Source organism: Sphingomonas sp. NIC1 (assembly GCF_001638925.1).
GTDB classification, from domain to species: domain Bacteria; phylum Pseudomonadota; class Alphaproteobacteria; order Sphingomonadales; family Sphingomonadaceae; genus Sphingomonas; species Sphingomonas aquatilis.
The window spans coordinates 2,264,749-2,287,312 of sequence record NZ_CP015521.1; the positions used below are offsets into that span (position 1 = coordinate 2,264,749).

Consider the following 22,564-nt stretch of genomic DNA (forward strand, 5'->3'; position numbering starts at 1 on the left):
GGGCTGGGGCGTGTCTTACCGGTCCAGCGCGATTGCGACAGCCCGCAATCCGGAAACGCTGCGGTTCAGTGCAAGCGCGATCCGCAGTCGAGTTCGGGATAGTGGCGAAAGATGCCTTCGGTCGTGAAGGGCAGGCGCCGATCGCTTTTCAGATAGGCGCGGATACCGGGCAGGTCCGCCACCGCGTCACGCAGGCGGAGCAAGGCGGGATAGCGCGATTCCAGCGCCGCCATCCGCTGCGGGAACATGTAGCGCAGCCCCTCGACCAGCTGGAACAGCGAGGTGTCGGCATAGGTCCAGCGATGGTCGACCAGCCATTCCGTCGGGCCATGCCGGGCCGCCGCCTCGAAATGGTCGAGATATTTGGGCAGGCGTTCCCGGCGGAACTGGTCGGCGGCGAGTGCGGCCTCGTCCTTCTGATCGTCGTAATAGGCCATCATGGCGACCGGATGATGGACGCTGTGAACCTCGGCGATGCAATCGGCGATGGTCAGTTGCAGCTGGTTGATCCACTGCCGGTCGGCAAGGTTCGACGGCGCCAGATCGTGCTGCTGGCCGAGGAATTGCAGGATGTTGGCGACCTGCGCCACCGCGTGATTGTCGAGCGCGAGATAGGGCGGGGCGAACGGGCCGCGGCCGGCCTTCGCCCGCGTTTCCATGTCGGCCATCATCGCCTCGACACCCTCCAGCCGGGCGCAGTCGAGATAGTCGATGCCGGCCGCCTCCAGCGCCAGGCGCACGAATTCGCCGCGCCCCTGGATCGTCGGCCAATACCACAAGCGATAGGGCATCAGGCTCTCCCGTTCACTCGCCCGGCGCGCGTGCCTTGATCGCGAGGGCATGGATGCGCGTCGACAACAGATCGGCGAGCGCTTTGTTCACGCGGCGCTGGCGTGCGACGCGGGTTTCGCCGGCGAACAGCGGGCTTTCGACGGACACGCTGAAATGCGACTCCCCCGTGCCGTCGTCCCCCATATGGCCGGCGTGATGATGGCTGTCGTTGACGACCTCAAGATGGGTCGGTTGCAGCGCGTCGCGCAGGCGCTCCGCGATGATGTCGGCGAGGGGACGGGCGGCGGTGGCGGTGTCGGTCATCGCGCCTATATAGCCAGACTTGCGCAGATTAGGGAGCGTTCGTGGCGCGCGGAAGTGACAGGAAAGACCGGCCGCACACGCGGTTTCATGGCCGGGTGGAAGCGAATGGCCGGATGTGTGCCGAGCCGGGTTGCGAGGAGCCGGGCGAATTCCGCGCGCCGCCGCTGGAAGGCGCGAGCGATGGCGGCAGCGGGCCGGGCGCGTTCCGCTGGATGTGCCTGGAGCATGTCCGCGCGTTCAACAGCCGGTACAATTACTTCGACGGGATGACCGCGGACGAGATCCATCGCGCGCAGCGGCCGCTGGCGGGTTGGGAGAGCGAAACGCGGGCGTTCGCGCGGGCGGGCACGGGCGACCAGGGGCCGCGCTGGGCCGATTTCCGCGATCCGCTCGATGCGATCGGCGCCCGCTATCGCCGCAAGGTCGCGCCCGAGCGCCGCGACGGCAAGCCGCTGTCGGGTCAGGACCGGGCGAGCCTGAAGGTGCTGGGGGCTGGCCCCGGACGCCGATCGGACCGCGCTGCGCAAGCGCTATTCGGAACTCGTCCGCACCTATCACCCCGATCGCAACGGCGGCGATCGCAGCCACGAAGCGATGCTGCAAAAGGTGATCGCGGCCTATCAGCAGCTGCGGCAGGCGCCCGCCTTCCTGTGACCGCTGACGCGACCCGCATATAGAACCATTGCGCTGGAAAGCCCGAAGCGGACCAGTTTGGATTTTTGTTTACTTTTGTCCGGTAGGATGGCCGCATGAGGCCTCCGACCATCCCACGCGCCCGTGCCCGGCGCCCGGCGCATCGCGCGCCCGCGGCGCACCGCGGCGCCGCGCGCCTGTTGCGCGATGCGCGGGGGGCGACGATCGTCGAATTCGCGATCGTCGCGGTGCCCTTCGTCGCGCTGATGCTGGCGGTGGCCGTGACGAGCCTGGCCTATTTCGTCCAGGAAACGTTGGAAACCGCGGTCGAGCGCGCCGCGCGCGGGATCGTGACCGGCCGGACGCAGGCCGCCGACAATAACGGCACCATGTCGGGCATGACGCGAGCGCAACTGGCCGAACGATTCCGTCAGGCCGGCTGCGCATCGCTGCCGGCCTTCCTGCCGTGTTCGCGCCTGTACGTGGAGGTGAAGAGCGCGGTCGATTGGACGCTGCTCGACAATTCGCCGCCGGCGATCACCATGGGCCCCGACGGCCGCATCGCCAACGTCTTCGCCTACGACCTGGGGAACCAGGGATCGATCGTCGCCGTCCGCTTCATGTACGTGTGGCCGATCCAGACGTCGCCGCTGTTCGATTTCAGCAATATCGGCAAGGGCCGGCGGCTGCTGATGGCGACGTCGGTCGCCAAGTCGGAGACCTATCAATGACCGGGCGCCGCATCCGATGGCCGCGCCCCTTCCGCGCATTGCGGCGCGATCGACGCGGGCTGGCGCTGATCGAATTCGCGATGATCCTGCCGATCCTGCTGATCCTGTATCTGGGCAGCGTCCAGTTGCAGGACGGCATTTCGTGCAATCGCAAGGTGACGATCGCGACGCGCGGCGTCGCCGACCTGATTGCCCAGAACGCGACCGGCTCGACGACGCAGCGCGAGATCGACAACAGCCTGGCCGCCGCGACGCAGGTGATGGCGCCCTATCCCGCCGCCCGCGCGACGATCCGGCTGACGCATGTCACGATCGACAACAATTACCAGGCGCGCGTCGACTGGAGCCGGGCCCTGAACGGTATTCCCGACGTGAAGGGCACCGTGGCGACGATCCCCACCCAGATGCGGGTGCGCGGCGTGTCGTTCCTGATCGCCCGCGTGACCTATGCCTATCAGCCGCCGACCAATTTCGGCTTCATCGGGCCGATCAAGCTGGGTGATTCGCTGATCATGCTGCCGCGCAATTCCTCTGCCGTCACCTGTGTGGATTGTTGATCCCATGACCTTTTCCCTGCTCTCCCGCCTGCGTGACGTCCGCCGCGACCGCCGCGGCAACGTGCTGATGATGTTCGGCTTCGCCGTGATGCCGATGACCTTCGCGGTCGGCATGGGCATCGATTACGCGCGCGCAATGAAGTCGCAGACCAAGCTGAACGGCGTCGCGGATGCGGCGGCGCTGGTGGCGGTCAGCAAGATCGCGATGCCGCTGGACGACAAGACCGCCGCCGATCAGGCGCGGCAGATGTTCCTGATCCAGGCGCAGTCGGTGCTCGGCCCCGGCGCAGTGCAGCTGACCAACGTCACCGCGACCGCGGTGAAGGACAGCACCGGGCGGCGCACCGCGTCGGTCACCTATACCGCGACGTCGGGGAACGTCTTTGCGCGCGTGCTGGGCCTTCGGGTGCTCAACATCAGTGGTGCGTCGTCGACGACCAACGCCATCGCGCCGAACATGAATTTTTACATGCTGCTCGACGTGTCGGGATCGATGGCGCTGCCGACGACGAGCGCAGGCCTGTTGAAGATCGCCCAGAGCAACAGCAAGGGCTGCAAATTCGCCTGCCATTCGGTCAACGACCTGACCGGCACCGACGCCAACGGCAATCAGACGAGCCTGTACAACGTCGCCCGGTCGTACAATCTGACCTTGCGGGTCGATGAAGAGGCGACCGCCGTGCGCAGCCTGATCAGCACGGCGACGACGACCGCCAGTCGCAACGGCGCGGCCTATCAGTTCGCGATGGCGGGGTTCCGGGGCAAGGGCGGCTTTTCGACGTTCCAGGCCCTGACCGGCACCGTCCAGAAGATCATCGATGCGACCGGCCTGATCGGCCCATCGAAATTCTACAGCAATGGCTGCCCGACCTCCGCGTGCAAAAGCACCGAGGTCGGCTTCAACGACCAGGACAGCGCTACCAGCGATGCCATGGACAACATCAACGCGATGATGACCGATCCGGGATCGGGGCTGAACGGCGAGGCGCCCAAGGCGGTGATGTTCATGATCACCGACGGCATGCGCGACGAAGCGCGTTCCGGCGGCAAGCCCGAAATCGCGATCGACACCGCCAAATGCGACGCGATCAAGGCGCGCGGCATCCGCATCGCGGTGCTGTACACCGAATATCTGCGCGAATCGCTCGACAACGACAATTGGTCGCAGGTCAACGTCGCACCCAATCTGTACAAGGTCGAACCCGCGCTGCAGGCCTGCGCCTCGACGGGCCTGTACACCAAGGTGACGACCGATGGGGACATTGCGGCCGCCTTGTCGGCATTGTTCCAGAGTGCGGTGGCGACGGCGCGGATCACGCAATGAGGGTGTGCCACCGCGACGTATAACGTGTAAATATATGCGAGTAGCTCGCATTAGCGTTGACGGTGATAATAACTCGCATTAACGGACGCCCCATAAAGGGGACCGTTCTTAATGACCAAACCACCGTTTCTGGCGCTGTCGTGCATCGGCTTCCTTGCGTCCGCGCCAGCCTTTGCCGCTGATCCGGTTGCGGCGACCGCAAAGGCCGGCGTTGCCGCCGACCCGCAGGCGCAGGATGCCAGGCGCGAGGGCGAGCGCGACGACATCATCGTCAACGGCAAGGGGCAGGTGGCGCCTGCGGTGGTCGAAAGCCCCAAGGCGACGTCGGCGCTGATCGACACGCCGCAGACGATCACCGTCATCTCCGACCAGGTGCTGCGCAAGCAGAACCTCCAGACGCTGCGCGATGCGTTGCAGACGATCCCCGGCATCACCTTCGGCGCGGGCGAGGGCGGCGGCGGCTATGGCGACAGCATCAACCTGCGCGGCTATTCGGCCAATACCGACATCACGATCGACGGCATTCGCGACAGCGCGCAATACAGCCGCACCGATCCGTTCAATCTGCAGCAGATCGAAGTCTATAATGGCGCCAATTCGGTGTTCAACGGATCGGGCAGCGTCGGCGGCACGATCAACCTCGTCACCAAGGAACCGCGCGCCGAAGACCTGACGATCGTGCAGGGATCGGTCGGCACCGACGCTTACTGGCGGGGCACGGTGGATGCGAACCATCGCGTCGGCGACGATGTCGCGGTGCGCCTGAACGCGGTCTATCACCACAATGACGTGCCGGGCCGCGACGTCGAGAAGTACGAACGCTGGGGCGTCGCGCCTGCGGTGACGATCGGGATCGGCGGGCCGACCAGCCTGACGCTCGCCTATGTCCACCAGCGCGACGACAACACGCCGCTGTACGGTGTGCCCTATTTCAACAATGCGCTGGTCGGCGGCCTGATCACCGGCGCGGATCGCAGCGACTATTACGGCTACAGCAACCTCGATCGCCAGCGGATCACGGTCGATCGCTTCACCGCGACCTTCCGCCATCAGGCGGATGCGCATGTCTCGATCCGCAACCTGACCCGCTGGCAGCGCGTCGGCCAGTATAGCGTGACGAGCGCGCCGCAGGGCACCTTCTGCCTCGCCGGTACGGGCCGCCAGCCGGTTGCGACGAGTGCGACCAATCCGCAGGGGCTCGCCTGTCCGACGGGGTTGCAGCCGGGCCAGTGGATCCCGTCCGGCCCGCGCGGGCTGGTGCGCGACCAGGAGAACCAGCTGCTCGCCAACCAGACCGACCTGCGGCTGGAGCATGGTGAGAAAGGCGGGCTTCGTAACGTCGCCAACATCGGCATGTCGGCAATCGTCGAGGATTATCGGATCACCAGCGGATCGCTGCTGCGCAATGCGGACGGATCGGCGGTGTCGCCGCTGCCGACGCTGTCGATCAGCAACCCCGACAGCGTCTATCGCGGGCCGATCAATTATGTGACCACCGCCCAGTCGCGGTCGACCCAGACCAATGTCGCGGTCTATGCCTTCGACACGCTGGAGCTGAACCGCTTCTTCGAACTGAACGGCGGCGTGCGCTGGGAAATGCAGCGCAGCGATTTCCGCGCGCTGCCGCTCCGGACGCTGGCGCCGGGCGTGACGCAGCCGGTTGCCGCGTTGCAGACGCCGCAGATCAACAACGAACGGCTGTTCTCGTACCGCGTCGGCGCGGTGTTCCACCCGGTGCGCGACGTCAGCGTCTATGCCGGCTACGGCAACGCCAAGACGCCCTCGTCGCCGAGCGTGCGCGCCGGCTGCGTCAGCGTATCGAACAATATCGTCACCAACACCTGCGGCGTCGCGCCCGAAACCGCACGCAACTACGAAGCGGGCGTGAAGGCGGGGCTGTTCAACCGCCGGCTGGAACTGACCGCGGCTGTGTTCCGCAACGAGCGCACCAACTATCGCGTGCCCTCGAACGACCCCGCGCTGCCGACGGTGCAGGTGCTGGGCGGCAAGAGCCGCGTCGACGGCATCGCGCTGGGTGCATCGGGCAACATCACCAAGGCGTGGACGATCTTCGCCAATTACACCTATCTGGACAGCACGGTGTTGCAGTCGGTGTCCGATTACTGTCTCGCCAATCCCGGCAGCACGGGCACGCCCAATTGCGGCAATTCGGTCGCCAACCCCGATCCGCAGCGTGGGAGCCCATTGGTGCAGACGCCGACCCACTCGGGCAGCCTGTTCACCACCTACAAGCTGCCGTTCGGGCTCGAGATCGGCTATGGCCTGACCTATCAGGGGTCGTTCACCACCTATGTTCCGGTGCTGACCAACGGCGTGCAGCTGCGCGCGCCCGACTATCTGATCCACCGCGCCTATCTGGCCTACAGCTTCGGCAACGGCTGGACCGCGCAGCTCAACATCCAGAACCTGACGGACGAAAAGTATCTGACCAACGTCCGCAACAACATCAACGCGACCAGCGGCGTCGTGACCGGCGGCTGGGCGATGCCCGGCGACCGGCGCCAGACGGTGCTCAGCCTGTTCCGCAGCTTCTGATCTTTGCTACTCTTCCCCGCCACATCAGCCCCCGGCGGGGAAGAGACCTGAGGAACGACCAGTCATGCTGATTGCCATCCCCGATATTCTGGATGCGGCGGGCGTGGCGCGGCTGCGGGGGCTGATCGACGCAGGCGAATGGGTGGACGGCAACGTCACCTCGGGCCCGCAGGCGGCGCTCGCCAAGCGCAACCGGCAACTGGTCGAAGGCACGGAGGCGGCGCGGGCCGGCGCGGCGTTCGTGCTCGAGGCGCTGGGGCGGTCGCCCCTGTTCTTCGCCGCGGCGCTGCCGCTCAAGGTGTTTCCGCCGCTGTTCAACCGCTATGAGGGCGGCGAGGATTTCGGGCTGCACGTCGACAATGCGATCCGTCTGCAACGCGGCAGCGACTTCCGCATCCGGTCCGACCTGTCGGCGACATTGTTCCTCGACGATCCCGACAGCTACGACGGCGGCGAGCTGGTGATCGAGGATCGTTTCGGGCCGCAGGTGGTGAAGCTGCCCGCCGGGCATCTGGTGCTCTATCCCGCCTCCAGCCTGCATCGCGTGACGCCGGTGACGCGAGGCGTGCGCACCGCGAGCTTCCTGTGGCTGCAATCGATGGTCCGCGACGATGGCGAGCGGCGGACGCTGTTCGAACTGGACGAGGCGATCCAGTCGGTCGCGGCCAGCAACGGCCAGGGCGATCCCGCGGTCGTCAAACTGACCGGCATCTACCACAATCTGCTGCGGCGCTGGGCCGATGCCTGATATCGCGGCCCCTGCCTGCGGCTTCATCGGCCCGGTGAAGCGGTCGATCACGATCGCCGGCCACCAGACGTCGATCAGCCTGGAGCCCGTGTTCTGGCGTGCGTTGGAAGAGGCGGCGCAGGGCTGCGGCCTGCCGCTGTCCGCGCTGGTCGCCGAAATCGACGTGCTGCGCATCGCCGCGGACGAACCGCCCAACCTTGCCAGTGCGTTGAGAAGCTGGCTGTTCGCGCGGACGTTGACCTGACGCCCGCCGCCATGCGACCGCCGGTGCACAGTCGGGGATATGCAGCGATGAACGCGGTCAAATGGCGAAAGACCTGGTTTCAGGTCCATAAATGGATCGGGCTGACGCTCGCCATCCTCATCATTCCCCTGTCGCTGTCGGGTGCGGCGCTCGTCTGGCGCGAGCCGCTGGACCGGCTGATCCATGCCGAACGCTATGCCACCAGCGGCACCGCGTTGCTGGCACCCGAAACCTATGTGGCGGCGGCGCAGCGCGTGCTGGCGCCGGGCGAGCGGATCAGCGACCTCGGCCTGCCCGAGGGAAATGGCCCCGTGACGGTCAGCGCGGTGGGTGCGCAGGCGCCGCGGCGCGGACCGCCAGCGCGCACCACCGTCTATCTCGACCCGCCCACCGCGCGCGTGCTGGCCGTGGCGCCGCGCAGCGGTGGCGTGATGCGCTTCCTGCATGTGCTGCACGGCAGCCTGCAGGTGCCGGGGATCGGGCGGACGATCGTGGGCTGGATCGGTGTCGCGATGCTGCTGTCGAGCATGACCGGGCTGTGGCTGTGGTGGCCGAGCGTCGGTCGCTGGACCAAGGGGTTTCGCTGGCGCCGGCATCGCAACACCGACAGCAACCTGCATTACCAGATGGGCTTCTGGATCGCGCTGCCGCTGTTCGTCCTGTCGCTGACGGGCGTGTGGATCAGCTTTCCTGGCGTGTTCGGGGGGCGGGAGGGCGGCGGGCGCCCCGCCTTCGCGCCGCCGGTGGCCGAGCCGGCGCAGTCGGTGGATACGGTCGTCGCGCGTGCCGCGGGGGTGGCGAAGGGGCCGCTGCGCAGCGTCGGTTGGCCGACCGAGCGGTCGGCGGACTGGACGGTCAGCCTGGCTGATGGGCGCCGGATCAAGGTGGCGGACGACGGCGGCGTTGCGGTCGCTGCGGCGGCGCGCAAGCCGGGCGGCGCGGCGCGCTGGATGCGGCGGATCCACGATGGCGACGATATGGGGATCGTCTGGCAGGTGGTGATTTTCCTCGGCGGGCTGCTGCCGGCGGGACTTGCGGTGACCGGCGTGATCATGTGGTGGCGCGCGCGGGGCTGGCGCGCGAAGGTGGCGGCGCGGGGGTAGGGGGGCGACCTGCCACCCAGTACTCCGTCACCCCGGACTTGGTCCGGGGTCCACATTGCGGCGAGGGGGATGGCTGGAGGCTCCAGCGCTGCCCTTGCGGCCCGGTGGACCCCGGACCAAGTCCGGGGTGACGGAGTGGGTGGGGCTGCCGTGGTGGAATATGGCGCGTGCTGGACGCGCCCGTCGTCGGACTGAGCGATGCCTCAAGTCCTCCCCCGCCAGGGGGAGGGGGACCGCCCGGCTTTAGCCGGGTGGTGGAGGGGGTGGGCGGCGGTGTCCGTCCGAACGGCGCTCCACCCTTACCGCCCCCTCCGTCACCGCTTCGCGGCGCCACCTCCCCCTGGCGGGGGAGGAGTTATGGGGCTTACCGACCCAGTAGCACGCGGGCCTGGCCGGCGATCTGCGCGAGCATGGCCGCATTGGGCTGCGCCGCATGGCGGGCGCGGTCGACCAGCGCCTTGAACTGCGCGACGCGCGCGCCGTTCGCGGCCAGCCATGCCTGCACCGCGCTGCGCGGATCGCCGTCACCGGTGCGGCCGAGGAACTCCAGCCGCTGCTGCTGGAAATCGCGCGCCAGGCCGGCGAGCAGCAGGCGTTCCCACGGATCGCCTGAGACGATGCGCGCCGCCGCTGCCTGTGCCCAGTCGAGGCCGAGATCCTGGCCGAGGTGGGTATAGGCCCGCGTCAGCTCGATCTCGTCGATTCCGAGGCGCTGGCCCAGCGCGGCGAGGCCGACGACGCCGTCCATGTCGAACAGGCGGACGACGCGACGTGCCAACTCGGCGGGCGCACCCGCGGCTTCCAGCTCGGCCGCGATGCGGGCGCTCTGCGCGCTCGCTTCTTCGAGCAGTAGCGACTGCGTCTGGCGTTCCAGCGCGGCGATGCCCTGGCCCAGCCGTTCGATCACCGCACCCGGCAGCGTGCCGGGCGCATTGGCGCGCAGCAGGTCGGCGATGTGCGACCGCGTCGCCACCGCCACCTCGTTGAACAGCGCGATGCGCGCGCCCTCGGCGATGTCGGCGCGTTCGATCTCCGCCCACAGGCTGTCGAGGCCGAAGACACGTTCCGCCACCACGAACATCGCGGCGATGTCGGCGACCGCGGCGCCTTCCTCTTCGGCCAGCTCGAACGGGCGCAGCACGCCGAGGCGATTGACGATGCGGTTGGCGAGCTTGGTCGCGACGATCTCGCCACGCAGGCGATGCTCGTCGATCGCCTTGGCGAAGTCGCGCTGCATTGCCGGCGGGAAGGCGGCATGCAGGTCCGGCGCGAGTTCGGGGGCGAGCGCCAGCGGTGCCTGCTCGATCCCGTCCTGCAGCGACAGCTTGGCGGTGGCGAGCAGCACGGCGAGTTCGGGGCGGGTGAGGCCATGGCCCTCCTGCCCGCGGCGCAGCAGGTCGTCATTGCCGGCCAGCCCCTCGACCGCACGGTCCAGTCGCCCGGCGCCTTCGAAGATTTCGATGACGCGGACGTAGCTCGGGATGGCGCTCGCGCCATCGGCCTCGGCGATCGACAGCGCGAGCGTCTGGAGGCGGTTGTCCTCCAGCACCAGATGCGCGACGTCGTCGGTCATGCTGGCGAGCAGCGCGTTGCGCTCCTCGTAGCCGAGGCGGCCTTCGTTCATCTCGCGATTGAGCGCGATCTTGATGTTCACCTCGTTGTCCGAACAATCGACGCCCGCCGAATTGTCGATGAAGTCGGTGTTGATCCGGCCGCCGCGTTCCGAGAAGGCGATGCGCGCTGCCTGGGTGACGCCCAGGTTCGCGCCCTCGCCGATCGCGGTGACGCGCAATTGTTCGGCATCGACGCGCAGACGGTCGTTGGCGGGATCGCCGACCGCAGCATTGTTCTCGCGCGCCGCCTTCACATAGGTGCCGATGCCGCCGAACCACAGCAGGTCCGCAGGCGCCTTCAAGATCGCGGAGATGAGCGATGCGGGGTCGAGCTGCGTCGCGGTGATGCCGAGCGCAGCCTGTGCCTGCGGCGACAGCGGAATGACCTTCTCGCTGCGCGCCCACACGCCGCCGCCTTCGCTGATGAGGCCGGCGTCGTAATCCGCCCAGCTGGAGCGGGGCAGAGCGAACATGCGCGCGCGCTCTTCCCAGCTCGCCGCGGGATCGGGATTGGGGTCGATGAAGATGTGGCGGTGATCGAACGCCGCGACGATCTTCAGCGCCTTGCTGAGCAGCATGCCGTTGCCGAAGACGTCGCCCGACATGTCGCCGCAGCCGACGACGGTGATCGGCTGGGTCTGCACGTCGACGCCGCGCTCGGCGAAGTGGCGCTGCACCGACACCCACGCGCCTTTGGCGGTGATGCCCATCGCCTTGTGGTCGTAGCCGACGCTGCCGCCCGACGCGAAGGCGTCGCCCAGCCAGAAGTCGCGCTCCAGCGCCAGCGCATTGGCGACGTCGCTGAACGTCGCGGTGCCCTTGTCGGCGGCGACGACGAAATAGGGGTCCTCGCCATCGAGCACCGCGACGTCCGCCGGATGCACGACGCGGCCGTCGACGATATTGTCGGTGATCGACAGCAGCGAACGGATGAAGATCCGGTAGCTTTCGGTGCCTTCCGCCAGCCACGCGTCGCGGTCGACCGCGGGGGAGGGGAGCTGCTTGGGGTAGAAGCCGCCCTTGGCGCCGGTCGGCACGATCACGGCATTCTTGACGCGCTGCGCCTTCATCAGCCCGAGGATTTCCGTGCGGAAGTCGTCGCGCCGGTCCGACCAGCGCAGGCCGCCGCGTGCGACCGGGCCGGCGCGCAGGTGGATGCCCTCGACCCGCGGCGAATAGACCCAGATTTCGCGCCACGGCACGGGGGCGGGCAGGCCGGGGATCAGGTGGCTGTCGAGCTTGAACGCCAGCGCCTCGTTCGCCGCGGGGGCGAAGGCGTTGGTGCGCAGGCAGGCGCCGATCAGGTCGCGATAGGCGCGCAGGATACGGTCGTCGTCGATAGCCGACACCGCGTCGAGGCCGCGCGCGATCGCTTCGTCGCTGGCGGTCAGGTCGCCGCTGCCCTTGGGATCATGCGCGGCCGCGAAGCGCGCAATCAGCGCCTTGGTCAGCTTGGGCGCACGGCGCAGCGCGTCGACGACGGTGGTCAGGCCATAGGGCAGGCCTGCCTGACGCAGATAACGGAACCAGGCGCGCAGCAGCACCACCGACTGCGGCGAGAGGCCGACGTCGATGATCAGGCGGTTGAACGCATCGTTTTCCGCTGCGCCTTCCAACACCGCGGCGATCGCGCCTTCCAGCACCGCGGCGTCATTGGCATCGTCGGTCGCATCGGTTTCGACGACGAAATCGTGGACGAAGGTGTCCGCTTCGTCCTGCAACCGCGTCGGCAGTTCGCCGATCACGCGGAAGCCGAAATTCTCGAGCACCGGCACCGCGTCCGACAGCGCGAGCGCGCCGTGCAGCTTGTAGATCTTGAGCTGGCGATCCTCTCCCGCGACGACCGGGAAGATGCGCACCGAGCGGTCGTCGGCGCTTTCCAGCCCCGCGACGCGCAGGATGTCCTGCGCCGCTTCGGCGGGGCTGCTGACGTTGCGGTAATTGGCGGGGAAGGCGTTGGCCCAGCGCAACGCCAGCCGCGCCGCACGCTGCGCGGGCACCTGTTCGGCCAGCGCCGCCTCGACGTCCGACATCCAGCCGCGCACCATCTTGCGCAAGCGCTCGGCGAGCGGTTCGGTCTCGGGCATGCGGCCCGACCCGCGCAGGTCGATCGTGTAGCGCAGCAGCGCGACGACGCCGTCGTCGAGGCTGATCGACCAGTTGAGGACATTGCCGTTCGAGGCGTCGGCCAGCATCTGGCCGATCGCGACGCGGCGCGCGGTGGTCAGGTCGTCGCGCGGCAGCCAGGCGAAGGCGAACAGGTGCCGCCCCAGCGCCGACTTCACCAGCACCAGCGCCGGCCGCGGCCGGTCGGCGAGGCTCATCGCCGTCAGCACCACCTCTTCCAGCGCATCGGGTGCGAAGGCGACGACGAGGTCGTGGGGAAGGGCTGTCAGCGCATGCGTCAGCGCCTTGCCGGTATGGCCCTTGGGATCGAAGCCGAACTTCGCCTCCAGCACCGACAGGCGCGCCCGCAGCACGGGGATGTCGCGCGGCTTGGCGCTGAGCGCGGCGCTGGTCCACAGGCCGGCGTGGATCGACAGGCCGACGACCTCGCCCGCTTCCATCACCGGCACCAGCACCAGGTCGAGCGGCACGGCGCGGTGGACGGTCGAGATCAGGCTGGATTTCAGCAGCAGCGGCGCGTCATTGCCCTCTTCGAACCAGCGGATCGCGAGCGCGCGGTTCGCCTCGGCGAGCACCGGCGTTTCGTGCGGATGGCGGACGATGCCGAGCGCTTCGCCCGCGCTGCCGTCGCGCCGCCAGATCTGGTGGCCGAGCAACGTGAACTGGCCGTCGAGGAACCATTGCAGCAGCGCGGCGCCCTCGCCCTGCGGCAGCGCGGCTTCGTCGCGCGCCATCGCGCGTTGCAGCGCGGGCCAGTCGGTGACGGCGGCGCGCACGTCGGCGAGTACCGCGGTCAGATCCTCGACCAGGCCGCGCCGGTCACGCGCATCGGCTCGCTCCAGTTCGATATAGATCATCGATTCGGGCGTGCCGGCGCCGCCGATGTCGGTCAGCGCCCCCGATGCGTCGCGCGTTACCCGGACGACGGGGTGGATCAGGCGGTCGATGTCGAGATCCTGCGCGCCGATCGCGGCGGCGATCGAATCGACCAGGAAGGGCATGTCGTCGTTGACGATGGCGAGGCGCATGCGGCGGCGCACGTCGTCCGACGCGATCGGCTCCAGCCGGATCGCGGGTTTCCCGGGCTCACGGCGCGCGGCGGTCTCCGCAACGAACGCCGCGGCGGCGGCCCGCTCGGCATCGCCGAAGCCGGTCAGCTCCCCCGGTAGCGCGCCCTTGGTCAGCCGGGCGGCAAGCGCCTCGGCCATGCTCTGGTTCTGGTCGGCCATGGCAGCCGCCTACGCCCGTCTCTTCCGGGCTTCAAGCTTTGCTGCAGTGCGAAAATTACGTGGTAGCGCAATAAAGTGTTGCGCTGGTCGGGCGCCCTCCGCTCGTCGTCGAAGGGCGCTCGCGGCTCAGGCCGCGGCCTTGCGCAGCACGCTTTCCAGCAGCGCTTTGTCATCGACGCATTTGATGACGTCGACCAGGCCATCCTCGCCGGCGCGCGCCAGCAGCACGACGAATTCGTCCGCCACCGCGGGCAAGGCGACGCGGCCCAACACGGGCAGCGCCCGCAGTTCGGCGGCGGCGCGATCGAACAGGTCGACGCGCTCGTCGGGGCGCCGCGTGGCGCGCTCGGCAGCGACCACCGCCTTGATGCCGCCCTGCGCGCTTTCCAGCACGGTGGTGAGGCCGCCTGCGGGCACCTCGGTGCGGTGGGCGTAGGCCAGCACGGCGGCATATTCGGCAAGGCGCGTCTTGTCGTAATCCGATCCGAACACGAGCTTGACGATCGCGGTCAGCGGCGCGCGCGGCTGCGCCGTCAGTCCGGCCTGCGACAGTAGCGCGGCATAGCCCTCGGCATCCCGCTCGCACGCCAGCGCGAAGTCATGGGCGCGGCCCAACGCGCGATACAGCGCGGCGCGCCCGCGCGCATCGGCGGCGCGCACCGCCGCCGCGCTTTCGCGCGCCATCGCCAGTCGGTCGCGCAGCGATGCGTCGGTCGCAGACTCGGCGATCGGTTCCTCCGCCGTCTCAAACCCACCGCTCGGCCCGTCCGCCCACACCGGCGTCGCGGCGAGCGCGCGCGGGGCGCTGCGCACCGCGGCGTCCAGCTCGGCGGCGAGCGTCGCCTGCGTGTCGGCGTCGGCCAGCTCCTTCCAGTTGATGACGCCGTAGATGAAGTCGATCGTGCTGTCGTCGGAGGTGAAGGGCATCAGGATGCCGCGATACAAGGTCGTGCGCCCGCGGATGCCGACGAACTCCGCCTCGAACCCGATCGGCGCCCGATTCGCGATGATCTGCAGATAATGGTCGGTCAGGCGCGACAGCAGCGACCGGCCCGGCACGTCCGCGACGCGCACGACATTCGCGTCCAGCCCGCATTCCTCGCGCAACGTGCGCCCCAGATAGGCGATGGTCGGATCGTCGATGCCGCGGGTGAAATCGATCAATACGCTGTGCGGGCCGAAGTCCGCGATATTGGCGGGATCGAGGTCGTTGATGCCGGGGCAGGGGCGACCCTTCAGCAGCGACACCCAATGGTTATAGGCGCGCACGTGCATGCGCCGCTCGTCGCCGCCGAGCGAGAAGGCGGCATCGTCCACGCCGCCACCGTCGATGTCGCCACCATCATCCGGCGGGCTCGCCAGCGCTGCGTCGAGCACGTCATGGCCGCCGCCATCGGCGCGCAGGCCCTCGCCATCCCCGACTCGCCCGTCATCGAAGCCGCGCGCCGTATCCATGCCCAAACCCTTCTCGCATCAGGACATGACGGTCCTGGTCCTAGGCTGCTTCTGCACCGTCCGTGGTAAACGGAGCGTAAAGCCGCGGGGCGAACAATTGGCATGTTCCGACACAAAGGCCGCTTGTCAGCCGCGATCCGACCTGTTAGGCGCACCCCCGAACGGCCCCTCAGCGGGCCGGTCCACCCCGGGCCGCTTTAGCTCAGCTGGTAGAGCATCGCATTCGTAATGCGGGGGTCACAGGTTCGAGTCCTGTAAGCGGCACCATTTTTCCGAAAATCGTTGTAAAACAACCGTCCAAGCGACGGTTTCGTGCTGTTTGTCGCACATGAGTGCCGCAAAACGGCCCTTTCGAAGAAGGGCTAGGCCGTTCAAATCATTCCCGAAATGAGGGCGCATAGACGCACGTTCATGACGTCGAAGCATCTTCGCCTTCCGCTTCCACCCGGGTTTGAACAGCGGCGACACAGCGCGGGATGACCGCAATGGGTCTCGGTCGCAAACGGGCCCGTTGCGGTCGTCAAAGCGCCATTGGCATCGTCCCGGTCGGTCCAACCGACTGAATTCGCGGCCGAGCGCCGGACCGGAATGGCAGTTTGTCCGTTCAGCGCTCCTGACGTTGCACTGCTTGATGGATATCGCTGACCATGCCCGACCATTCCGCATCGCCCATATTGCAGCCCGTCCAGATCGGGGACCTGTCTCTACGCAACCGCATCGTTATGGCGCCGCTGACGCGCAGCCGTTCGAACGACGACGGAATCCCGCCTGACTTCGCCGCCGACTATTACGCGCAGCGCGCTGACGCGGGGATCATCATAAGCGAGGCGACCAATGTATCCCCTCAGGCGGTCGGCTATGCGCTGACACCGGGCATCTGGAACGACCAGCAGATCGAGGCATGGCGCCCGATCGTGCAGGCCGTCCATGATCGGGGCGGCGTCATGTTTCTGCAGTTGTGGCATACGGGCCGCATCTCGCACCCGGACCTGCAGGGCGGGAAGCCTCCGGTGGCGCCATCGGCCATCAAGCCGGTCGGACAGGCGTTCACCAAAGACGGGATGAAGGACCACGTCACGCCGCGCGCGCTCGAAACGGACGAGATCCCCGGCATCGTGGAGGACTATCGCCGCGCCGCCGCCAACGCCAAGGCGGCCGGCTTCGATGGGGTCGAAGTCCATTCGGCGAACAATTATCTGCTTGAACAGTTCGTCCGCGACAGCACGAACCAGCGAACCGACCGCTATGGCGGGTCGATCGAGAACCGTTTGCGCTTCCCACTCGAGGTCGTCGACGCGGTCGTCGGCGTTTGGGGCGCGGGGCGTGTCGGCATCCGCTTGTCGCCGGCGACGACGATGCCCGGCGAAACCCCGCTCGACAGCACGGTGATGGAAACCTTCGGCATCTATGTTGACGCGCTGTCGCAGCGCGGCCTGCTGTATATCCATGATATCGAGGGCGTGACCCAGCAGACCCGGGACGCGGACGGCGTCGATTTCGCCGCTTTGCGCAAGCGGTTCGACGGGGCGTACATCGCGAACAACCAGTATACGCTCGAGCTGGCGGAGGAAGTTCTCGCGCGCGGCGATGCCGACCTGTTCAGCATGGGGCGGCCGTTCATCGCCAACCCCGACCTCATCGATCGCCTGCGCACGGGCGCGCCGCTTGCGGAGGCGCCAAAGGAATATTGGTACGGCGGCGGATCGGTCGGCTATTCGGACTGGCCGACGATGCGCGGAAACCCGGACCGCGGCTGAGCCAACCGAGTATCGGACCCTGTCGTAGGATCGGGTCCATGCCGTGGGTGAGCGAGGCTAAGGTGTGGCGGCCGTGGGCGCGGGTGGTCGAAGACCGGCCTCCGCGTCCGATGTAAGTCGGAAGTCCGAAGGCGGCACCTGAGTGTCCGAACGGGGATCAGCGCGGGCAGCCGGCGCCGGCCTTCTCGATCAGCCCCGATCGAGCCATTCGCAAATTCCGCCCATCACGTTCGGTCGGCTGGACGCCGGAGCCCAGTCCCCGCCATAGCGCCGCGTTGAAGGCCGCGGTGTCGAGATGATCCTCGGTGCGGAAATCCTGCCCGCGCATCGCCTCTGCCCACCAGGCCGAGCTGGGGTGATCGCACCGCCCGGTCGTTGCCGCGATCCGGGGGGCGAAGCGATCGGCGGGGATCGGAAGCTGCGTCGTGCGCAGCACGTCGGCCGCGTCGGCGCGATACGTCCAGTGCGTTTGCCCGGGGTCGAACAGGTCGGCCATCGGCGCCGCCAGCCCGTCGTTGAGCCCCAGCGGCTTCAGCCCCAGCACCGCCTCGATCGTGCGCAGGACGTTGACCGTCGTATAGCGGGTCGAGACGACCACGCCCTGCCGGACATAGGGCCCGGCCACGAACGCGAACGATCGGCGCGCATCGACATGGTCGGCACCGTTCTGGGCATCGTCCTCAATGACGAACACCAGCGTCGAGCCGGCGACGCGGCTGTTGGCGATCGCCTCGACGACCATGCCGAGCGCGTAATCATTGTCGGCCATTTCCGTTTCGACGGTGTTCACCCCGTCGATCGCCTCCTTGAAGTCGCCGAAGTGATCGTGGCTGAGGCGCAGCAGCGTCAGGGCAGGGACCTTGCCGGCCGCATCGGCGGCGTCGAATTCGCGCCGCCATTCCAGCATGCGCCAATAATCGGGGAGTTTCTGGTCGAAGCCACGGAAATAGGGATCGCTGCGCTTCGCCAGCAGCCGGTCCCCGGGCGTGTAGATGCGCGTGCCCGTCTTCCACGGTTCGCGGATCACCGGTATCGCGCCAGGCGCGCCGGCATCGTAGACCGAGGCGTCGGAAAAGCCGTAATTGCGCACCGAAAGGCCTGCGCGGATCGCCTGATCCCACAGGAAGCCCTGGTTCCTGTCATCGTCATCGTCGCCATCGGGCGCGGTCAACAGGGCAGGGCCGGCGAGCAGGTCGGGGTCCTTCGATAGCGCCGGGTTCGTCGCCTGACGCTCGGCCGGGGTCTGCTGCGCGTAGACGAAGCGGTCTGCTTCCTCCGCTTCATAGGCGAGGCCGCGCTGCGCATAATTCACGGGCGCCGTCTTTTCGAGCAGGTCGGGCGTGCGCGCGGCGGTCGACCAGGTCCAGCCGGTGCTCGATTGCTCTCCCGAATCGTAGAAATTGTCGAGCGTTGCGAACTGGCGCGCGAGGCGATGGTGGTTGGGCGACAGCGCCCGGCCGAGGATGGCGAGATGCGGATCGCCGTTGCTGACCTCCAAGTCGCCCAGCACCTGGTCGTAGGTGCGGTTCTCCTTGATGATGAAGACGACGTGGCTGACCCGCGCCCGGATCGTCGCCATGTTCGCCTCGGCTGCGGCGCGGGCGGCGGCCCCGGGGAGCCCGATATTGTCGGCGACCTGAAGCGTCGTCGCGGCCAGCGCCTTATCGTCGGGCAGCGGGAATTCCAGCATCCCCGCTTTTTCCAGCTGGTAGATATATTGGTTCGCCGCGCCGCAGGCATTGGGCTGACCGCGATAGATGGCGAGCTTCGGTGCGCAGCCCTGCGGGTTGGGGCCGGGCGGGCTCTTGCGGTTGACGACGAACACGCGCTTGCCATCGGCCGACGTCGCAACTGCGCTGGGATACCAGCCGGTCGGCACCAGCCCCGTGACGGTCCCGCCGGTGGCGCTCGGGGCGACGATGGCGACGGCATTGATTCCGCCCAGCGTCACCAGCAATCGCCCGTCGCGTAGCTGGGCAAGGCCGTTGGGGTTGAGCCCCTTGCCGATCGCGGGGGCGGCGAGCGCGTCCGGCAAGGTGAGGCGCGGCTCCGCGACCAATCGCGCCTGGACCGTATCGATCACCGCAAGCCGGTCGTCATTGTCCTCGGTGGCGAACAATCGGTGGGTGCGGGCATCGGCCAGCAGGGCAGTGGGCTCGCCGATCATCGCGATCCGGCCGGTGATCCGGATGCCCGACCGCGTCGGCGTCAGCGCGACAATCTGCCGATCGCGGGGCGACGACACCCAGGCATGGCCGGCATCGGTCCATGCGATCGCAAAGGGAAATTCGCCGCCCGGGATGCCGCTCTGCGCCGGGTCGATCTTTCCGGGACGCAGGTCCTGTTCGGCGATGACCGTACCGCGATCCAGGTCGAGCAAGCTGACCGAGTCGTTGTAATAGTTGGCGACCAGTCCGTAATGCCCGTCCGGGCTGACCGCGACGCCCGCCGCCTGCGGCTTGACCCCGGCTCCGATGCCGGCGGTGTGGCCGAGCCTGATCGTCGCGGTTTCGACATACCGCTCGCCCGCCCATCCGAACACATGGACGTTGTCGTCGACGCCGCCACCGACGACGAACCCGCGTCCATCCGGGCGCCATGCGATGCCGCCATAGCTGTTGGGGACGGTCAGCGTCTGTATCCGCCGGCTGCCATGCCCATCGATCGCGTAGCGGAAGATGTACTGAACGGACTGCGCCGCGACGACCTTCCCGTCGGGCCCGTTGAAACGGTTGAACCCGCTGGTCAGCACCAGCATTTCGCGCCCGTCCGGACGGCGCGCGATCGCCGCCGCGCCATCGACGACATAGGCGGGGTCGGGACCGGTGCGCGCGACCAGCGGCTCGAACCGCGCGCCCGGCGCTGCGGTAGGGGTGAGGCGCTGGCCGGTCGGCAAGGGTTGCCCGGCCCGGTCCTGCGCAGCGCAGGGGGCGGACAATAGGATCGCGAAGGCGGATAGATATGGGCGCATGGTGATCTCCGAGATCGGTGACCATAGAACTGGAATGTGACGTCTCACCATTCACGTCGCGACGACAGCCCTTCATCGCGTCGAACACAACAGGGATGAACGGCAGAAACTGGAAGGTGGCGCACGTCGGCGACTGACCGGCTTTGCGTCGTCAAGCCGGTGGCAAGGATGCTTCCGCCCAATCATGGCGCGGGACCAATGGAGCTATTCTCTACGGGTAAGTGGTTGTTCCTGCCTCGAAACATAAACACAAATTTAGACAACTCTATGCCGGTGGTCGCGTTCATCCTTTGCCTGTCAACAGCCTGAGCCGAACCACCCTGGCTGAGGCTATCGCCGAAGGAATACGAATGATGCGCTTCGCTTCGCTCGCCGCGGTCGCGTGCCTTTTTGCCACGCCTGCTTTCGCCCAGAGCACCGATACCCGGTCCGACAATGGGTTTCCCCAGAACAGCCTGTCCAGCCAGGTCCACGGCGGTCCCCAAGCCCAGGCACAGCGCGCGTCGATCGCGGCACTGCAGCAGGCGCTGATCGAGCTGCAACAGCTCCAGCTTCAGACCAAACAGGCCCATTGGAACGTGTCGGGCACGCTCTTCTATCCGCTGCACGAATTGCTGCAGGACCATCACGACGGCGTCGCCAAATATGCCGACGAGGTGGCCGAGCGATTGCTCGCGATCGGTGCGTCGGCGGACGGCCGCGCCAACACCATCGTCCGCACCAGCCGCGTGCCCGAAATGCCGGGCGGCTTCATCGACGACGCGCAGGTCATCACATGGTTCGCGACCAATTATCGCGTGGTCAGCGACGAGATCGGTCAGGGTATCAAGGCCAGCGAGGACGGCGATCCGACCACCTCGAACCTGTTGCAGGAGGTGCAACATGTGATCGACAAATATCAGTGGCAGATGCGCGCCATGATCCAGCCGACGCCGACGGACCCCAATACCGGGGCTGACCTCAACGGCGGACGCCCGGTGCCGCCGATGACACGGACGGCTCCTGCCCGCTGATTGGACGGCCGAAAACATCAATTACCAAACCATCGCGACGGAGCGCCTGGAGAGGCGTCCGTCGCGATGGTGGCTTTTGCAAGTTGCGGCTCCGCCTACGGGAAGTTCGCCGTTGCCGGATCGCGGAGGGTAAACCTTCCTGGGGCCATCCGGATGCGCCATCACAGGCGCCCTCGCATCGTCCTTATGCTTTCGTGATGCCGTCTGGTTCGATCCCCGACACGACCCATGCGAGCGCGTCGTCGTAGGACGTGGCGAAGCGGGTGAAGGGCTGGTTGAAGATGCGGCGGACTTGCAGGCGGACCAGCGTGGTGCCGGTGACGATGGCGAGGGCGCGCGCGTTCCTCATCTTGGTTAGGTGATCGCCCATCGCGGCGATCATGTCCTGCGCTTGCACCGGACAGCGTGAGACGTCGATGATCATTGCGTAGCTGGGCAGCCGGGCGGCGGTGATCTGGGTGATCAGGTCGGCGACCAGCTGGTCGGCGTCGGCGCGGGTGAGCATGCCGTGCATGTCTAGCCTGATGAGAGCATGGGTGCGGTCGACGACGATCTTGTACATGCGCGGTCCTCCAGCGCATGTCACGCTAGCGGTAAGTCGTTGATAAAGTGACTATCGGCTGGCCCGCGCGTGGGGGCGATCATCCGCATGCCGGGCCCTGTTGGCGTGCCACACACCTGTCACATCCGCGTGGCATCGTCGCGGTAGGAAGACCGTAGACATCCCATGCGCCTGCTGATCGTCGAGGACGATCCCGTCATCGCCGATCAGATCGCCCGCAGCCTGCACGCCGTGGGGCATCAACTACGCGTGGCGGCGACGGGGGCGGCGGCGCTGCTGGCGTTGCGGCAGGACGATTGCGACGCGATCGTGCTCGACCGGATGCTGCCCGATCTCAACGGCCTGTCGGTGATCGACCAGATTCGCCGTGACGGCCTGTCCACGCCGATCCTGATGCTGAGCGCACTGGGATCGGTGAAGGACCGGATCGAGGGGCTGGCGAGCGGCGCGGACGATTATCTCGCCAAGCCGTTCGATATGGACGAACTCGCCGCCCGCATTGCGGCGATCGCGCGCCGTGGCACCCCGGCGGGTGACAGTGCGCGGCTGGAGGTGGGGCGGCTGCGGCTCGATCCCAGTGGCCATCAGGCCTGGTTCCGCGGCCAGTCGGTGACGCTCAACCGGCGGCAATATTCGCTGCTCGCGCATCTGATGCGCCATGCCGACCGGCTGGTGACGCGATCGATGCTGCTGGAGGCGGTGTGGGGCTATGCCTTCGCGCCCACCGCCAATATCGTCGAAAGCAATCTCAGCCGGCTGCGTACCGCGCTGATCGGCATCGACTGCGACCCGATCGAGACGCAGCGGGGTGCGGGCTACATCCTGCGCTCCGAGCGATGCGCCTGA

General features: G+C 67.6%; 16 protein-coding genes, 1 tRNA gene and 1 pseudogene. 12 read left to right on the plus strand and 6 right to left on the minus strand.

The features are described from left to right. Positions 1–65: 65 nt before the first annotated feature. Positions 66–791, minus strand: a complete 726-nt coding sequence (locus A7E77_RS10830) for a glutathione S-transferase (RefSeq protein WP_063687923.1) — start codon at positions 789–791, stop codon at positions 66–68. A gap of 13 nt (positions 792–804) precedes the next feature. Then, positions 805–1,095, minus strand: coding sequence for a BolA family protein (locus A7E77_RS10835; protein WP_017977837.1), 291 nt, complete (start codon positions 1,093–1,095; stop codon positions 805–807). 113 nt (positions 1,096–1,208) lie between these two features. Here A7E77_RS10835 and A7E77_RS10840 point away from each other — a divergent pair. The 8 genes and pseudogenes from A7E77_RS10840 to A7E77_RS10875 all read left to right on the plus strand — a co-directional run bounded on the left by A7E77_RS10840 (position 1,209) and on the right by A7E77_RS10875 (position 8,991). Then, positions 1,209–1,749 (plus strand): annotated as a pseudogene (locus tag A7E77_RS10840) (J domain-containing protein). A gap of 95 nt (positions 1,750–1,844) precedes the next feature. After that, on the plus strand, positions 1,845–2,459 hold the full coding sequence (locus A7E77_RS10845) for a TadE/TadG family type IV pilus assembly protein (protein ID WP_063687925.1): 615 nt from the start codon (positions 1,845–1,847) through the stop codon (positions 2,457–2,459). Then, entirely contained in the window at positions 2,456–3,016 is a 561-nt protein-coding gene (locus A7E77_RS10850) for a TadE/TadG family type IV pilus assembly protein (protein ID WP_063687927.1), read from the plus strand. The genes A7E77_RS10845 and A7E77_RS10850 overlap by 4 nt, the downstream gene beginning before the upstream one ends. Positions 3,017–3,020: 4 nt before the next feature. Then, entirely contained in the window at positions 3,021–4,340 is a 1,320-nt protein-coding gene (locus A7E77_RS10855; RefSeq protein WP_063687929.1) for a pilus assembly protein TadG-related protein, read from the plus strand. A 111-nt stretch (positions 4,341–4,451) separates the two neighbouring features. Next, positions 4,452–6,896, plus strand: coding sequence for a TonB-dependent receptor (locus tag A7E77_RS10860; protein WP_063687931.1), 2,445 nt, complete (start codon positions 4,452–4,454; stop codon positions 6,894–6,896). A gap of 64 nt (positions 6,897–6,960) precedes the next feature. Beyond that, entirely contained in the window at positions 6,961–7,644 is a 684-nt protein-coding gene (locus A7E77_RS10865) for a Fe2+-dependent dioxygenase (RefSeq protein ID WP_063687933.1), read from the plus strand. Beyond that, positions 7,637–7,888 (plus strand): ribbon-helix-helix domain-containing protein, encoded by a 252-nt coding sequence (locus tag A7E77_RS10870; RefSeq protein ID WP_063687935.1) that lies wholly within the window; start codon positions 7,637–7,639, stop codon positions 7,886–7,888. Before A7E77_RS10865 ends, A7E77_RS10870 begins: the two co-directional genes overlap by 8 nt. 47 nt (positions 7,889–7,935) lie before the next feature. Then, the gene (locus A7E77_RS10875; RefSeq protein WP_063687937.1) at positions 7,936–8,991 is read left to right on the plus strand and encodes a PepSY-associated TM helix domain-containing protein; all 1,056 of its coding nucleotides are present in this window, start codon (positions 7,936–7,938) and stop codon (positions 8,989–8,991) included. Positions 8,992–9,355: 364 nt separating this feature from the next. On the opposite strand, the gene A7E77_RS10880 is transcribed toward A7E77_RS10875, so the two are convergent. Together A7E77_RS10880 and A7E77_RS10885 are read right to left on the minus strand one after the other, a co-directional pair. Continuing rightward, positions 9,356–13,960 carry an NAD-glutamate dehydrogenase gene (locus tag A7E77_RS10880; protein WP_063687939.1) on the minus strand — a complete coding sequence of 1,535 codons (4,605 nt, stop codon included), beginning with the start codon at positions 13,958–13,960 and terminating at the stop codon, positions 9,356–9,358. A 126-nt stretch (positions 13,961–14,086) separates the two neighbouring features. Beyond that, entirely contained in the window at positions 14,087–15,415 is a 1,329-nt protein-coding gene (locus tag A7E77_RS10885; RefSeq protein ID WP_063687941.1) for a hypothetical protein, read from the minus strand. A gap of 191 nt (positions 15,416–15,606) precedes the next feature. Between A7E77_RS10885 and A7E77_RS10890 the strand changes: the two genes are divergently transcribed. After that, positions 15,607–15,682, plus strand: a tRNA-Thr gene (locus A7E77_RS10890). Between the two features lie 380 nt (positions 15,683–16,062). Continuing rightward, entirely contained in the window at positions 16,063–17,172 is a 1,110-nt protein-coding gene (locus tag A7E77_RS10895) for an alkene reductase (RefSeq protein ID WP_063687943.1), read from the plus strand. Between the two features lie 157 nt (positions 17,173–17,329). On the opposite strand, the gene A7E77_RS10900 is transcribed toward A7E77_RS10895, so the two are convergent. Then, entirely contained in the window at positions 17,330–20,143 is a 2,814-nt protein-coding gene (locus A7E77_RS10900; RefSeq protein WP_063687945.1) for a bifunctional YncE family protein/alkaline phosphatase family protein, read from the minus strand. A gap of 350 nt (positions 20,144–20,493) precedes the next feature. On the opposite strand from A7E77_RS10900, the gene A7E77_RS10905 reads away from it, so the two are divergent. After that, positions 20,494–21,156 (plus strand): Dps family protein, encoded by a 663-nt coding sequence (locus A7E77_RS10905; RefSeq protein ID WP_063687947.1) that lies wholly within the window; start codon positions 20,494–20,496, stop codon positions 21,154–21,156. Positions 21,157–21,340: 184 nt separating this feature from the next. On the opposite strand, the gene A7E77_RS10910 is transcribed toward A7E77_RS10905, so the two are convergent. Then, positions 21,341–21,718 carry an STAS/SEC14 domain-containing protein gene (locus A7E77_RS10910; RefSeq protein WP_063687949.1) on the minus strand — a complete coding sequence of 126 codons (378 nt, stop codon included), beginning with the start codon at positions 21,716–21,718 and terminating at the stop codon, positions 21,341–21,343. Positions 21,719–21,883: 165 nt separating this feature from the next. On the opposite strand from A7E77_RS10910, the gene A7E77_RS10915 reads away from it, so the two are divergent. Further along, the gene (locus tag A7E77_RS10915) at positions 21,884–22,564 is read left to right on the plus strand and encodes a response regulator transcription factor (protein ID WP_063687951.1); all 681 of its coding nucleotides are present in this window, start codon (positions 21,884–21,886) and stop codon (positions 22,562–22,564) included.

Coding starts and splice junctions, on each gene's coding strand:
- A7E77_RS10870 (WP_063687935.1), top strand. CDS start 7,637: ATGCCTGATATCGCGGCCCCTGCCTGCGGCTTCATCGGCCCGGTGAAG.
- A7E77_RS10865 (WP_063687933.1), top strand. CDS start 6,961: ATGCTGATTGCCATCCCCGATATTCTGGATGCGGCGGGCGTGGCGCGG.
- A7E77_RS10885 (WP_063687941.1), bottom strand. CDS start 15,415: ATGGATACGGCGCGCGGCTTCGATGACGGGCGAGTCGGGGATGGCGAG.
- A7E77_RS10895 (WP_063687943.1), top strand. CDS start 16,063: ATGCCCGACCATTCCGCATCGCCCATATTGCAGCCCGTCCAGATCGGG.
- A7E77_RS10910 (WP_063687949.1), bottom strand. CDS start 21,718: ATGTACAAGATCGTCGTCGACCGCACCCATGCTCTCATCAGGCTAGAC.
- A7E77_RS10850 (WP_063687927.1), top strand. CDS start 2,456: ATGACCGGGCGCCGCATCCGATGGCCGCGCCCCTTCCGCGCATTGCGG.
- A7E77_RS10855 (WP_063687929.1), top strand. CDS start 3,021: ATGACCTTTTCCCTGCTCTCCCGCCTGCGTGACGTCCGCCGCGACCGC.
- A7E77_RS10860 (WP_063687931.1), top strand. CDS start 4,452: ATGACCAAACCACCGTTTCTGGCGCTGTCGTGCATCGGCTTCCTTGCG.
- A7E77_RS10880 (WP_063687939.1), bottom strand. CDS start 13,960: ATGGCCGACCAGAACCAGAGCATGGCCGAGGCGCTTGCCGCCCGGCTG.
- A7E77_RS10915 (WP_063687951.1), top strand. CDS start 21,884: ATGCGCCTGCTGATCGTCGAGGACGATCCCGTCATCGCCGATCAGATC.
- A7E77_RS10875 (WP_063687937.1), top strand. CDS start 7,936: ATGAACGCGGTCAAATGGCGAAAGACCTGGTTTCAGGTCCATAAATGG.
- A7E77_RS10900 (WP_063687945.1), bottom strand. CDS start 20,143: ATGCGCCCATATCTATCCGCCTTCGCGATCCTATTGTCCGCCCCCTGC.
- A7E77_RS10830 (WP_063687923.1), bottom strand. CDS start 791: ATGCCCTATCGCTTGTGGTATTGGCCGACGATCCAGGGGCGCGGCGAA.
- A7E77_RS10835 (WP_017977837.1), bottom strand. CDS start 1,095: ATGACCGACACCGCCACCGCCGCCCGTCCCCTCGCCGACATCATCGCG.
- A7E77_RS10905 (WP_063687947.1), top strand. CDS start 20,494: ATGATGCGCTTCGCTTCGCTCGCCGCGGTCGCGTGCCTTTTTGCCACG.
- A7E77_RS10845 (WP_063687925.1), top strand. CDS start 1,845: ATGAGGCCTCCGACCATCCCACGCGCCCGTGCCCGGCGCCCGGCGCAT.